Below are 15,382 nucleotides of genomic sequence, written 5' to 3' on the forward strand. Positions count from 1 at the left end.
AAAAATTTGAATGAGTAAGAATAAAAGACAGACAAAGTTTGACGAGTTGGTTGTAGATTTAATCCGCAACAGCCCGGAAAACACATTATCAAGAGAACAAATAATTAGTGTACTTCGCTTAAATAGCGATAAGGAAATAAAACAACTGGACAAGTGCCTGAGCCGACTGGCTAACAGCAACGTAATCAGCCGAAAGGATCATTACATCATGTTAGCGGATAAGAAGAAGGGGCAAAGTAAAAGTAAGTCATCAAAATCATCGGACATATATGAGGGGAGAATTGATATCTCAGTTCGGGGAACCGGTTATGTGATTACGGATGAGCTTGAAGAAGACATTATGATTTCTTCAAGAGATGTTGGAACGGCCTTGAATGATGACCGGGTTAAGGTAAAAGTGACTGGATCTAATAAAAGATCAAGCCAGCCAAGGGGTAAAATCCTCGAAATTCTTTCAAGAGGAAAAGACTTTTATGTTGGAACTCTGACTGAAGTCAGCAAAGACAATTATGTAATAGAGTCCGACAAGAAATCCGTTCATACTAACTTCTTTGTACTGCCTGATTTTGTGAATGGTGCAGAGAGTGGGGATAAGGTTATTTTTGAACTTGAGAATTGGGTTCATCCTAAAGCACTTCCGGAAGCAAGAATAAAATCAGTTTTAGGTAAATCAGGTTCTAACGACGCCAACATTCTTTCCATTTTGGCTGAGAATGATATGGTTGCTGAATTTCCTAAAAATGTTTCAGAATATGCAGATCAAATTCCTACTGAAATTCCTGAAGAAGAATGTGCTCGCCGCCGTGATATCAGAGATGAAAATGTCTTTACGATTGATCCGGCCGATGCCAAAGACTTTGATGACGCACTAAGCATTAAGAAGCTCGATAACGGAAATTACTATCTCGGTGTACACATTGCCGACGTGACTCATTATCTCACTCCAAAAACTGTTTTGGATGAAGAGGCACACAGCCGTGGAACAAGTGTTTATCTCGTCGATCGTGTTATACCAATGCTCCCTGAAGTGTTAAGTAATGGGGTATGTAGTTTACGCCCGAACGAAGATAAGCTGACGTATAGCTGTTTCATGGAAATCAATTCTCAGGGTAAGTTAGTAAGCTACTCTGTTGAGGAAACGGTTATTCATTCCAAGCAGCGCTTTACTTACGAAGAAGCACAGGAAGTCGTAGACGGTAAAAAGCATAAGTTCAGTAATGAAGTACAAACAGTAGCAGAACTAGCCCGCATCTTACTTGATAAGAGATTTCGGGAGGGCGCTATAGACTTTGATTCTCCAGAACCAAAATTTGTACTTGATGATAATGGTAAGCCTGTAAATGTGATTCTCAAAGAACGTATATTTGCACACCGTTTGATTGAGGAGTGTATGCTGATGGCTAACAAAACTGTTGCCCAGCATGTTGAAGAGATGCGGAAAGATTCAGGCAAAAAGCGCTCAAAAGATCTCTATCCATTCTTTTATCGCGTACATGATAAGCCGGATACGGAAAAATTAAACGCTATTGCTGAGCAAGTTAAGCCTATAGGAATCAAGTTTGAAGTGGGTAATAGCATCAGCCCAAAGAAAATTAACGACCTTCTTAAGAAAGTGGAAAATACAAGCTTGGAGTCTATCGTTAATGGACTGATGTTACGAGCAATGGCTAAAGCTGAATATTCTCCGGACAACCTTGGGCACTTTGGATTAGGGTTTGGACATTATGCACACTTTACAAGCCCTATTCGCCGTTACCCCGATGTAATTGTTCACCGCCTGTTAAAAGGCTACAATTCAGGAGCTCGTGTTTATACACACGATCAGCTTAAGAAAGATGGCGAACATTGCAGTGCACGCGAACGAGTTGCTGTAGATGCTGAACGTGATTCCGTTAAGTTAAAACAAGTGGAATTCTTGAGCTCTAAAATCGGCGAGTCTTTTGATGGAATTATCAGTGGTGTTATGGAACGTGGAATTTTTATAACACTAAAAGACATTTATTGTGAAGGAATGATCAGAATGACCGATCTGAAAAGTGATTACTTCGTATTCAACGAAAAGCGCCATGCTTTGGTTGGTAAAAAAAGCGGAAAACAATATCAGCTGGGAGATGAAATCCGAGTTCGTGTCAAGAGCACAAACCTGGAAAAACGACAAATTGATTTTGGATTAGCCCGGTAACGAATAAGACAATTATTATGAAAGTTAGAATTAGTTCAGTTTTAGTACTTGCGGCGGTTTTATTAGCCTCTTCGACCCCGGCACTTGCCCAGTACTACTCTTTTGGTAAAAACAGAGTTCAGTACGAAGATTTTGAGTGGAGATATATCCAGTCTAAACACTTTGATGTTTATTACTACGGAGAAAAGAACTATGAGCTTGCTGAATTTGGAGCTAAAAGTATTGAGTCTGCCTACAAACAGCTGAGTCAGGATTTTAACCACGAGATATCAAACCGTATTACGCTAATTATCTATGATTCTCATAATGATTTTTCCCAAACCAACGTAGTAAACCTCCCAATAAGCGCAGAAGGGATCGGTGGTGTAACCGACAAATTGAAGAACCGAATGACCGTTCCGTTTGATGGAGATTATTCTGATTTTCGCCGAACTCTACACCATGAGCTTGTCCATGCCGTGTTTAACGATATGTTCTACGGCGGTACCATCAATTCAATTATCCGAAACAATATTCAACTTGTTTTCCCACTTTGGTTTGAAGAGGGTTTAGCCGAATACACCGCTCTGGGCTGGGATACTAATACTGATATGTATATCAGAGATGCGGTTATCAATAATTACTTGCCACCTATTCAGTATTTAAGCGGATATTATGCGTACCGAGGTGGCCAATCGGTTTGGAATTATATAGCTGAGGAATATGGGCGCCAGAAGATTGCAGAAATTTTACAGCGTATTAAAACAACCCGAAGCGTTGAAATTGGGCTTCAGCAATCTCTTGGCTTAAGCATAAGCGAACTTTCTAAAGCCTGGAAGAATAAACTACAGGAACGATATTATCCGGAAGTAGCTGAGCGAGAACGTACAGATGTAATTGCTAATCTGCTGACAGAAAGAGGTGAATTCGGAACGTATAACACAAGTCCTTCTATTTCTCCACAGGGAGATAAAATTGCGTTTATAACTAACAAGAGAGGTTATTTTGATATTGTTGTTATAAGTGCGATTGATGGCAGGAAGCTCAAAACTTTGATCAGAGGAGAGGATAATCCGGATTTTGAGGAGTTAAATATCCTGAATCCAAATATTGCATGGTCACCTGACGGAAGTAAAATTGCTCTTTCAACTAAGTCGAAAGGAAGAGATGATATTGCCATTATTGATTATAACTCTGGAAAAATTGACAAAGTTAAAATTCCAACATTAGATGCCATTGCTTCTATATCGTGGTCGCCGGATGGAAATAAGTTAGCCTTTGACGGTAACATCGGCCCTTATCAGGATATCTTCGTTTACAACATAGATACTCAAAAACTGGTCAATCTTACCGGAGATTTCTTTTCGGATATGCAGCCCGCATGGAGTCAGGATTCAAAATTCATTTATTTCTCTTCTAGTCGAGGTGAAAAGGTGGACCTTCATAGATATACACTCGAGTACGATCTCTTGAGTAATGAGAGCATGTACGAAACAGACTTATATAGAGTCAGTTTGGACTCTCGTACTGCAACCCGCCTTACAAATACTCCTAATTGGAGTGAGAAGAATCCGCAGACTACAAGAGATGGAAGACTCGTATTTATTTCAGATGAAAACGGAATTTATAACATCTATAAATATGATTTAGCTACCCGAACTTCATCACCACTAACCAATTTACAGACTGGTGTTTCTCAAATATCAATAAGTGGAGATGGGTCAAGGCTTGCATTTAACTCCATAAACGAAGGTTATCTGGATATTTTTCTCTTACGTTCACCATTCACCAGAGAGAAAGAAGAAGCTTTATCAAAAAATTATTGGGCTCAGAGAAGAGCTAGTGAAAGTCAGGCAAATCGCGTTCCGGCAACACTTTATGTCCGTGAAATGTTTGCGAATGGACTAAGTCTTTCAGATCCAAAAGTAGCTGATGTGCAAGAAGAGATGCTAACGGAAGAAGATGAAGAATCTCAAAATGCAGGGGCTGAAGAAACTGAAGAGGAGCAAGCGCAACAGGAAGAGGGAGAAGGAGAAATTGATTTTAGAAACTATGTCTTTAATACTGAAGTCATTGAAGACACTACCTTAGAACTCGAAGATATTGAAAGTTTTAACCCTGAGAATAATATCACGGATGACGGACGCTTTCAGCCGAAAAACTATCGGTTAAAATTTACAACCGACATTGCCTACAATCCCACATTTGTGGCATCTACCTACGGTTCTTCTGCTCAAACTCAACTTATAATAAGCGACCTGCTTGGGGATCATCAGATTGCATTAGGAACAAATTTTGTTTCTGATCTTAGGAACAGTGACTATTCTCTCCAATATGGATACTTGAAAAACAGAACCAACTGGTTTCTTTCATATTTTCACACTTCAAGGAGATATCAGACCTTTTTTGGAGAGTTGATCCGGTTCAGAACTTTTGGTGGAGCGGTTAATATCCAATACCCATTTGATAAGTTTAAGCGGATAGATTTTGGAGTTTCAGCCTTAGGTGTAACTCGAGATTATAACTCCGTTAGTGATCGATTTGCGGGTTTATCAAACACTAATTCCAGTCAGCCAAGTAACCGCAGAAGTATCTTCCTATATCCGGAAGTCATCTTTACCAATGACCAAACTTTACCCGGTTTTTTGACTCCTCAAGGTGGTAGAAGATATTCTATTGGTGTTTCCGGTAGTCCCGGTTTTGGAGAAAATGCTCCACTGTTTACCTCAGTTTTGGGTGATTTCCGTCAGTACGTAAGTCTTGGCCAGCGTTATTCAATAGCGCTCCGTGCTTCAGGAGCTGCGTCATTTGGACGTGACAAGCAAACGTATTTCATGGGAGGAAGAATGGGCTGGATAAACCAGCAGTTTAATGATAACGGCCTCTCTTTTGATCGCCTCACCGATAGTTTCTTTACTGTTCCCGCACTTCCGGTTAGGGGATATGCCTACAACAGCATTTATGGAAGCAATTTTTCGTTAATCAATGCTGAATTTAGATTTCCTCTATTTGCAGCGATTGTTCCGGGAGCGGTACCAATATTACCATTATACAATGTTACAGGAGCCGCATTTTTGGATGTCGGAACCGCGTGGGGGCAGAGAATTGAATATGGACTTCTTGACGCTCAGCAAAACCCTATTGTGAATGAAGCCGGACTAGACTTCAAAGTAGCCAAAGAACAGTTTAGTTCCTTCGTAGAGACACAAAATGGACCAGCTCGCTTCGAGGCTCCTTATTATGATGGTGACCTGTTGATTGGTGCCGGGTTTGGTCTTAGAACCATTTTGTTTGGTCTGCCTTTCAGGTATGATGTAGGGTGGCCTTATGCCAGAGATGGATTTGGAGATAAGCCGATACACTATTTCTCAATTGGGATCGATTTCTAAAAAGATCAACTTCTAATTTCGAGTTCTAAATACTTTTACCTGTAGGAGGCGCTGGTATTGATAATCGGGGTCTTTAAAATAGACAAAGCCAGTGTATTCCTGATTTTGACGGGTAACGGTATCACTTAGTATCAAGTCATCAATGCCGTAATCTCCGTACGACTTAATCGCATATTTGTACGTATAGGTACCTTGTTTTATCAGGGATGAAGTTTCCCAGTAGCCGGAATCTTCATTGTATTCTAATCGGTTGTTTTCTGATAGTAGCCATTGGTTAAAATCTCCAACCAGGTAAACCCCTTTATCAGCGGAGAACTGTCCGCCATCTTCGAATCTAAAACGAACAGAAGCATATCGGGCATCGGGTGATGTTTTAGGATTTCCAAAGGTAGAGCTCCAACCAGGTATTGGATCAGAACTAAAGTTCAATACATCTTCTCTTAGAACAATGACGGGGGGAGTTTTTTCGGGCTGCCAGTCTATGATATTCCTGCTATTCACAGATAGATTCTGAAGATTCAATCCAATGAAATCATAATTTGCAGGAAAGGCTTTTTCCCGGGAAAGATGAAATTGGCTTCGGTCATTTTCGGAAAAATCATAGTTTTCGGACTTTCTCATATCACCCCAAAAACGATTTTGAACAAAATAGAAACTCAGATCAAATTGTGGGAATTCTATAAAATCGGGATACACGAACTCAGAAAAAGGCTGGTCAATGGCGTTAAATCGCTGACCTGCATTGTAGATGGTTTCAACCCAGGAATCCATTTCTCCAGCATTCTCAGTTACGAAAAAGGGGAGAGAGAATAGCCTAATCCCTGAATTGAAGTCCGAAACGTGCAGCATATAGTTTCCGCTCGTTTTAAAGCGAACCTGATCGTTAGGAAATTCTGTACGGTAGTGGAAGTAGTCCGGCTGCGACAGTCTGTTTTTGTCGCCACCGCCCAAAATAAGTTCATTGATACCTTCTAGATACCAGTCTTGCGGGATATTGCTATTCTTCCAATTCTGGTCATAATGGGTAAAAGTAATACGGAATTGGCCTGAAAGATCAGATAACTCATCAAAGGCTAAAACCAGTTTCTGGCGAGAGCCAAGTTCAATGACAGGGGGACCAGCTTCACTGCCTTTTCTATACAACTGTAAACTCTTTATAGACTGAGGAGCGGGTAACTGATTTGGGACAAGATATCGACTGATATACTGTTCTGTAGCAGGTTGATTGTTCAGGTTTGTTAAGCCTGTTGAACAACCGGTTATGATAAACCCCAAAAATAATAATGGTACAAGGTTACGAAGTAAAAATACCTTCAAATACAAAATGAGCTGGCCCTGTTAAGATTAATTGATGATAGGTGTTATTGGCTGCATTAAAATCGAAGGAAGCTTTGAGGATTCCGCCTTTAACTTTCACTTCGTAGGTGGAATGTTTCTCTTGTTTACTCTGATTGAAATGAGTGGCAATGGCAGAAGCTAATGCTCCGGTTCCACATGCAAGAGTCAGGTTTTCTACACCACGCTCATAAGTCTGTAATTCAATTGAATACTCATCTGAAATACATACAAAGTTTACGTTTGTTCCCGGTGGATTTACGTCTTCGTGGTAACGCAACTCACTTCCAGTTTTAACTAAACTTTCCTCGTCTTCTAACTTCTCAGAAGGAACAAAGGTGATGAGATGCTCTGTTGCGGCATCAGCCTGTATAAGCTCAACATTATTCAATGTCCGCTTAGTGGGCTTAACATGAACCGGAAAATGAATACTTACATCTCCGTTTTTATGGACTACAGCTTCGTACACGTTATTGTGCACATTAAAAGTCTGCGTGGCATTAAACCCATTTTGATAAGCAAACATGACGAGGCATCGCGCTCCATTTCCACACATACCGGCATCACTTCCATCGGCATTGCGGTAAATCATAGTGTAGTCAACTTCAGACTTTTGAGCTTTTTCAAGCACAAGGATACCATCACCGCCAACGCCAAATTTGCGGTCACAAAATTTGGGAGTTAATTCAATAATCTCCTCAAGGGAAAAGCCATACTTTCGGTTATCGATGACCACAAAGTCATTTCCGGCTCCCTGCATTTTATGAAATTTAATATCCTTCATAATTATTCTACAAAAGCGGGGACGTGTTTCCAGTTCTCTTCTTCAGAAATAGAAGGATCTAACCCGCGCATTAACGTTGAAAATCGTAAAGCTAAAACAATAAATATCAGCTTAGGGTTTACATTTTGACGTAAAGCAGGTCGAAAATCATCCATATGGGTGATCATTTCCTCTAAGCGGGCATCGTCCAAAGCTTTTACAAATTTCTGAATAGAATCCAGTTGATCAATATTTGTAATGAATTTCTTATTTCCGGTTTCCCGATAAACCATGAGGTCTCGAATGTACATCTCAATGAGATTGGTTATAGCAATTAGTCCTTCTATGTTATTGGAGCTTTGCCAATCCTGAACCAACGTTGAAAGTCCGGTTGCATCCTGACTAAAAGCCATTCGAAGATAATTTACAACCGACTCGCGGTTTTCCCTGAGTTTTGAAATATCAAAAAAGCGGGTCATGGCATAATTGCCATTTGAAACTCTGGCAAGGTATGCTGCCGCATCAGGCTCAACGCCATCAACCTCAATAAGCCCCTTTTCTACCTCTTTATCTTTTAGAGAACCCAGCGGAATATGCTGGCATCTTGAAGTGATTGTAGGAAGGAGGCTTTCATAGCTTTCGGTAGTAAGTATAAACATCAAACGGTCAGAGGGTTCTTCCAGCAGTTTAAGAAAGGCGTTGGCCGTTTCTTTTCGCATGGTTTCCACCTGGGTCATAATGATAACAATACGATCGCCTTCGTTTGGCTTTAGCTTGGCTATCGGGCGAATGTCTTCCCTGAAATAATCGACAGGGTAGAAGGCTTGGAGGTTCTTGGAAGAGTCATCATCCAAAGAAGGGCGTTGCGAGAAATTAATGATTTCGTATGGATCCTTAGAAAGCAGTTCCAGCCGATCTCTCAATTCTTCTGTTTTTGCGGAAGTGGGTTTTGGAATGAACACGTGGATATCGGGATGAGTAAACCAGGATGATTTTTTTGAACTTTTGTGTTCTCCTAAATCACTTAAATGTTCCACTCCATTTATAGCCTCTGCCATAGCTAAAGCAAAAGCTGTTTTACCTACACCGGTAGGACCCGAAAGTAGATAGGCGTGGCTGATTCGATTAGAATCGAGCATACGCTCAACCTGTTCTTTAGCACGGCTTTGCCCAATAATTCTTCGATTTCCGAATTTGATGTTCATTTAGTTCTGTGTGTTATAGACGATAGACGAACGACCGTCGACAAGTGGTTACTCAATTTCATAGTTCTCGCCAAAATCATTCACTTGTTTATTCTTTTTCAAATTTAAAAGACATAATTGTTACTTGGTTTTATCATTGGTCATTGGTCACCCGTCGCTCGTTATCTACTCTTCCCAGATATAGTCAAAAAGTAAGACTCCGGCAGTGATGGTTACACCGGCAAAGCCAATGAGAGCTGTCACGTTGTTCATAGAGCCGTCACCACCGCTTATGAATGCTGTTTTACTGATATCAGACAGTAAGAGCACCAGCGGCATAAATAGAGGTATACTCAAAACAGAGAAAATAGCGCCTTTACGATCGGCTTGCGATACAACGGCTGCTGTCATAGTTGCCACTCCTGATAAACCAGCGGTTCCCACAAAAAGCATTACCAAAAATGCAGACCACGATTGGATATCCAAATTCATTAAAAAAATATAGCCAGTAAACGTAGCTATGTTGATCAGAAGAGTAAAAAGGAAATTATAAAGTAGCTTCCCTGAATATACGGTAGTGCCTTCAGCATAAATGCGGAGGAGATCGAAAGTCTTTCTGTCTGTTTCAGCTATGAAGCTCCGGCTCAACGCAGAGAGAGCGGAAAACAAAATGATGATCCAAACCAATCCGGATTTAGGGCCTGGCTCAAGCTGATCTGCACGGAGGGTGAAGAGCACCAAAAGCATTGCTGCCGCTACAAAGGCTAAAACCATATTGAACGCGAATTTTGTACGCAGTTCAATCTGCAGGTCTTTCTTTAAAATGGTAAGTGTGCTCCTAATCCATTGCATAGCCAAGTTTAAGGATTTTGATGGCTTATTGATAGGGGGATGGTGCATAGATTACATATTCATTCTGAATCTATTTCAGGACGACCAAGATGTTATTATTGTCGGCACTCCTGGCGCATTTCTTTTTATCTGAAAAATTAAAAGTAGATTCAAGCTTTAAAGCGAGCTGCTATATCAGGATCAAAAATCAATCCGATAACTAAAATTCGGAACAACAATTGTGTCGTCATTCTGATCAATGGAGTGGTCCCGGAAGTTATATTGATAACCAAGGTATTCTTTCGCTCCCAGAGTGTTTAAAATTTGTAGCGACCAATGGCTTGAATACTTCTCTTTATTCACCCTGTAAGTAAACGTGAGGCTGGCAATGTTGGAATTAGGAGTCCTCTCACTGAAAGCATTGCTGTAGTCTTCGATAATTTCCTTCGCTTCTAAAGAGGCCGCTTCATCAACGGGATTCATGAAGCTACCTCCGAGATAAGTATATTTCACGCTGGCGCTGAAGATATTTCTGTTTTTCACCATCCATTCTTTTCCGATCAGGAAATTGGAAATCTGCTTACGGTTAAATTGGGTGTTGCGTTCTACGCCGTCGCCTCCAATATATTCAGAATTGAAGATGGAGAAAGTAGCCAAGTAGTACCACCCTTTATGTAGAAAACGCTCCAGCGTAATATCTACTCCAAGATTTGAACCGGTCCCGTCACTCACTAATTCCTCATTGATGAAAAAGTCGTTCTTGAGGTTCAGCATAGAAAAATAGCTCCCGTCAATCACCGGAATATCATACAAGTATTGGTAATAAGGCTCAATCACAAGATGCGTATGCTCACCAATCAAGCGGTCGTAGGCCAATACGAAATGCTGTGATTTACTGAGTTTCAAATCTTTGTTCAGCTGTTCGGTTCTGTTGTCAACAGGGACATCCGATAGGTAAAAACTCAGTTTCTCCAATTGAGAATGGATGCCGTAACCTATGCTGATTTTATTTCTTGGGTTGATCTGATACGTTGCTCCAAGTCGAGGTTCCACCGATTGCTCACCATTCAACCCGAAATACATGTAATGCAGACCGGGATTGAACTCAAGATTCCCAAAGTTAAACGATGATTGTGAAAAGGCTTGAAGTAAATAACTTGATCCTTCATCATCAGCAAAAGTAGCCAACGGCTCACCGAACTCCGGCGCTTCCTGTAGCAAATAGTCGTAGCTGAGATTATTATAGACAAAGCCCGTACGATTCGCGTGCCGACTGTTTAAAGCATAGTTTAATGTGGAAGAAAACTGAATGCTTCCTTCATTGAATTGAATATTCTCGACTGGGTAATTTGTAGTAAATGTTGAATCCAGGCGGGACCCCATCAAATTGATTTCATTCACGGATCCAGAAATCGTGGTCTTTAAGTATCCCTTTCCATTTAGTAAAAGCTTATTTGAAACGCCAACAATACCGGTTTTAAAATCACTGTCTTCGGTGGTGAGATCTTCATAGTATTGCCATTTGTAATCGGAACCGAGCGTGTCATCATCCGGAGAGGTACCGGATTCATCCATCAGTCCAAGTCCCCAGATTGAAAAAGTACCTGTCTTATCAGTCGGGAGATTGATGTTGAAAGCAAGGTCTTGATATTGAATGCCAAGGTCGATATTTGGCAATATTACACTCAATAAACCAAAGGTGGAATAACGATAGTTGAACAAATATGAAGCCCCGGATTCTTCATTGATAGGACCTTCGGAAGCGAAGTCAAATCCCATGAATCCCGCTAAAAAAGAGTGTTCATATTCATTAGAGTTTCCTTCCCGCATCGAAAGATCAAAAACACCTGACATTGCATTACCGTATTCAGCAGGGAAGGCTCCGGTGAAGAAATCTGAACTAGCCAGCATTTTACTGCTGAGGGCTGTTATGCCTCCGCCTCCAAATCCATTGATATCGGCAAAGTGATTAGGATTGGAAATGTTCACGCCTTCCATACGCCAAAGAATTCCTTTGGGAGAGTTTCCCCGAATTATAATTTCGTTTGAGCCAATATTACTGGCAACTCCGGCAAAAGAAGAGACCAGGCGGGCAGGATCATCAAATCCCCCGGCAAAGCGATTTGCTTCTTCCATACTCAGGCGCTTTGCACTTACCGTAGCAATTCGGTTTACCGGCATTTCTTTTAGTGGTTTGGGTTGAACCGTGATTTCATCCAGCTCAAAAGGACGTTCTTTAAGTTTGATATTCAGCGAAGGATTAGCTCCACTTGATATCAAGACGTTATTAAGTATCTGAGCCTCAAACCCAACCATTGAAATACGGATATTGTGTCGGCCAACCGGGATTTTTTTAAGTTCAAACCGGCCTTCTTCATCAGTTACAGTGCCAAGGGCAAGGGTAGAATCAATAATGGCAATGGTGACATATTCCAAAGGAGATTCTGTTGCATACTCTACTACGGTTCCATAAAGAGTACCCGTTAGCTGTTGTCCCTGAATTGTCCCTGAAATGCAGATCCAAATTGCTATCAGGGAAAAAGATTTTTTATTTATAATCATTAATTAATTGTTCCCTAACTGCTCCAAAGCCAGTTCAATGGCTTTTGTTAGCTGAGGATCAGTTCCGTTTAGGCGATCTTTGAAATTGTTAAACACTTCAATATCAGGTTTTACACCGGTGCGCTCCAGATTACGCTCATCATCAAGCGTATAAACACCCCAAGCCGGCAGGCGATAGAAAGAGCCATCAACTAAGCCTTTCCCTGAAGTAAAGATAATCCAGCGGTAGGTTTCGGTTCCTACAATAGTTCCTAAATTCAAAGCTTTGAATCCGGCTGCCGTTACCTCAGCATCACTTAGCGATTGTTCATTCTGTAAGAGGATAATGGGTTTTGCTGCAGGAGTGAAGTTTGGCTGAGAGGCTAACTCACCATTTCTGTATTTCCATTTAGCATATGGCTGTTGGGAAAGAAACTGGAGTACATCATTATGAACATTTCCGCCCGTGTTATAGCGTAAATCTAAAATTAAGGCATCGCGGTGATAGCCTTCTGAAGTCATTTCGGTAAGGAAATTTTCCAATTCGCCACCGCCCATGTTTTTCATATGGACATAGGCAACTCGCTCATCGGTCTCGGAATCTACCATTTCTTGTTTCTCATCTACCCACTCATCGTATAAATTGTTTCGAGTAGAGAAATATGACTCTGGGTGAATTTTTGTGGTGAATGAATTACGATTTCTTTGGAATGTCAGAGAAACTTCTTCAGGCATTGAAGGCCGGTTGAAATACATCTCACGGTTCATCTCGGTATTTACCTCTTTGCCATCGATAGCGGTAAGTACATCGCCTGGTTGAATATCTTTCCCGGCTACATCTGCAGGTCCGTCTGCAACAACAGATGCCACTCTAAATGGATTATTTGCATCAAAGGTGAGTCCTGTAGAAAGTGAAACGGTTGAATAGAACTCCTGCTCCTCTTCTCCAAAGGTGGTAAAGCCCATGTGAGAAGAATTCAATTCCCCAAGCATGTCATTCATGATGCGGCTGAAATCATTTCTATTATTAACCGATGGGAGGTAGGTGCGGTATCGGTCTCTGATTTCTTCCCAATTGATTCCATGAAAAGTGTCGTTATAGAAATTCTCTTCAATATTCGCCCAAAGCTCCTCAAACATCTGATTGAACTCAGCTCTGAGGTTTCGTTTGAACTCAAACTCGGTTTCTATTTGAGTCGCTTTTGCGGAAGCTGCGTCTAATTCATAAACAGAACCGCCGGATAAACCATATAAACTTCCATCTACCTCTGTGATATTTCCTGCAAAACGAACACCATCAAACTTCTTGGTCTCGGGACTTTCAAAAGGCTGAAGGGTGGTTACATAGAGTCCGGTATTTCCTTCATCATGATTACTTAGATAAAGCACCATGGTTTTGTCACCGTCCTGAACTACAAAAGGTGAAAATTGGGATCCAAAATTCTCCCCGATATCTTCTAAACGATGCATTAAACCATCTGTATTGATCGAAATCTCCATACTGCTTTCATCTTCTTCTGATTCTTCCTCTTTGGAATCATCGTCTTCTTCTTTTTCAACAAACAGCTCATCGAACTTATCCGATTTATAAGGTTCTTCATAGGTGTCTAAAGCCATTTGGAAGAGATCTGTTTCTCCACCGCCCCTTGGGTAGGAAGGACTGGTTCGGGATGATGAGAAGTAAATATATTTACCATCAGGAGACCAGAAAGGATCCGATTCCGAAACACCAGTTGCTGTTAGATTCATGATTTCTTCGGACTCAATATGGTATGTAAAGATATCATGCTCAAAATCACGGCGGGCTGTATAAAGCACATATTCGTCATTGGGAGAGAAACGAGGCTGCTGATTCTGGAATCCCCAAAACTCATCTTCTACAATGGTTTCGGTTTTTAGTGATTCAAGGTCAATCAGCTTTAATTTATCTCTGCCGCTGATATAAATTCCTTTAGTGCGATCTGAATTCAACTCAAGGGCTCGGTTGTTATCTTCATCTTTAGTCACTTGCTTTTCCATTCCCGATCCATCGGCTGCGGTAGTAAACCAGTTTTGATAACCCTCCGCAGTTTGGTTAAACATGAGCGTCTTATTGTCTTTCAGCCATTTTACTTCAAGTACTCTTCCCAAAGCATTGGTTTCTATTTGGCGAATGAATTTTCCTTTGATATCTGAGACAAATAATTCACCCCGTGAAGTAAAGGCCAGTTTCTTTTTATCAGGTGATACATCAAATGAGGTAACGCTATTTTCGACATCAAAACTTTGCTCTTTAGTAAGGGTGTTATTCTTGAAAATGGTAATAGGTATAGCAGTGGATTTACCGGAAGCAACATCGTAGGTAAACAGCTGGTATTCCTTCTCAAAAACTATGGTCTTTCCGTTAGCACTGACTTTTGGGCTAACTACTGAGGTGTTAAAGCGAGTCAATTGTTCTTTATTATTTCCACTTAGCTTATAGAGATTATACTCACCATTAAATTCATCAGAAACGAAGAAAAGATTTCCGCTTTGATCTAGAGTTGGCCACATATCTTTCCCTTCCCAGTTGGTATGCTTGGTAAAGGTTTCAGAATCCAGGCTGTAAGATTTAATATCTGGATTGAAGGGGCCTTTATACTTTTTTCGTTGAGGAAATATGAAGCTTTCCCACGATTCATTAAAGAAATAGGTGTTTTCAGAAGGATGCTTTACCAGGTTGTGTACGTTGTTATGATAATGCCCAAAAAGTCGTTCCGGAGTACCGCCTTCAATACTGACAGCATAGGCACTTACACGGTTATATCGGCCCGAACGGAAGTATATAGTTTTGGAATCCCAGCTCCATGATTCAACCTGATCGCCAGCCTGATGATAGGTCAGCTGAGTGATTTCTCCTCCATCAACAGGCATCATGTATACATCATCATTTCCATATTGATTAGAGGTAAAGGCTAGCCACTTACCATCCGGCGAAATACTGGACGCCGTTTCTTCACCATCCATTCCGGTTAATCTAACTGCAGCTCCGCCGTTTGCTGGTACTTTCCATAAATCACTTTCATACGAAAAAACAATAGTGGAAGCGTCAGGAGAGATAGAAGGTTGGGTAGCAAACAAAATTTTGCTTTGCGCAAAACCGTTAGCAGTAATGAATAAAGACAGGAATGCTAAAGTCAGAACAGATTTTAAAGTATGT

8 protein-coding genes are annotated in these 15,382 nt (G+C 40.9%); 2 read left to right on the forward strand and 6 right to left on the reverse strand.

The features are described 5' to 3' along the window. The first annotated feature begins 10 nt into the window (after positions 1–10). Entirely contained in the window at positions 11–2,182 is a 2,172-nt protein-coding gene (rnr, locus tag CL667_00110) for a ribonuclease R (protein ID MAL16084.1), read from the forward strand. Positions 2,183–2,199: 17 nt separating this feature from the next. Next, positions 2,200–5,550: a hypothetical protein gene (locus CL667_00115; GenBank protein MAL16085.1), complete on the forward strand. Its 3,351-nt coding sequence runs from the start codon at positions 2,200–2,202 to the stop codon at positions 5,548–5,550. 12 nt (positions 5,551–5,562) lie between these two features. Here the strand turns inward: CL667_00115 and CL667_00120 are convergent, their stop codons facing one another. The 6 genes from CL667_00120 to CL667_00145 form a co-directional block, all read right to left on the reverse strand. Continuing rightward, positions 5,563–6,876 (reverse strand): hypothetical protein, encoded by a 1,314-nt coding sequence (locus CL667_00120; protein MAL16086.1) that lies wholly within the window; start codon positions 6,874–6,876, stop codon positions 5,563–5,565. After that, complete coding sequence (gene dapF, locus CL667_00125) at positions 6,845–7,669, reverse strand: diaminopimelate epimerase (protein ID MAL16087.1); 825 nt, start codon at positions 7,667–7,669, stop codon at positions 6,845–6,847. Before dapF ends, CL667_00120 begins: the two co-directional genes overlap by 32 nt. 2 nt (positions 7,670–7,671) lie before the next feature. Then, entirely contained in the window at positions 7,672–8,853 is a 1,182-nt protein-coding gene (locus CL667_00130; GenBank protein ID MAL16088.1) for a hypothetical protein, read from the reverse strand. A gap of 165 nt (positions 8,854–9,018) precedes the next feature. Further along, the gene (locus tag CL667_00135) at positions 9,019–9,684 is read right to left on the reverse strand and encodes a hypothetical protein (GenBank protein MAL16089.1); all 666 of its coding nucleotides are present in this window, start codon (positions 9,682–9,684) and stop codon (positions 9,019–9,021) included. A gap of 180 nt (positions 9,685–9,864) precedes the next feature. Further along, positions 9,865–12,225: a prevent-host-death protein gene (locus CL667_00140; GenBank protein MAL16090.1), complete on the reverse strand. Its 2,361-nt coding sequence runs from the start codon at positions 12,223–12,225 to the stop codon at positions 9,865–9,867. 3 nt (positions 12,226–12,228) lie between these two features. Continuing rightward, positions 12,229–15,363, reverse strand: a complete 3,135-nt coding sequence (locus CL667_00145) for a peptidase S41 (protein ID MAL16091.1) — start codon at positions 15,361–15,363, stop codon at positions 12,229–12,231. Positions 15,364–15,382 lie beyond the last annotated feature (19 nt).

Origin of the sequence: Balneola sp., assembly GCA_002694685.1 — a bacterium.
Classification (GTDB): Bacteria; Bacteroidota; Rhodothermia; order Balneolales; family Balneolaceae; genus Gracilimonas.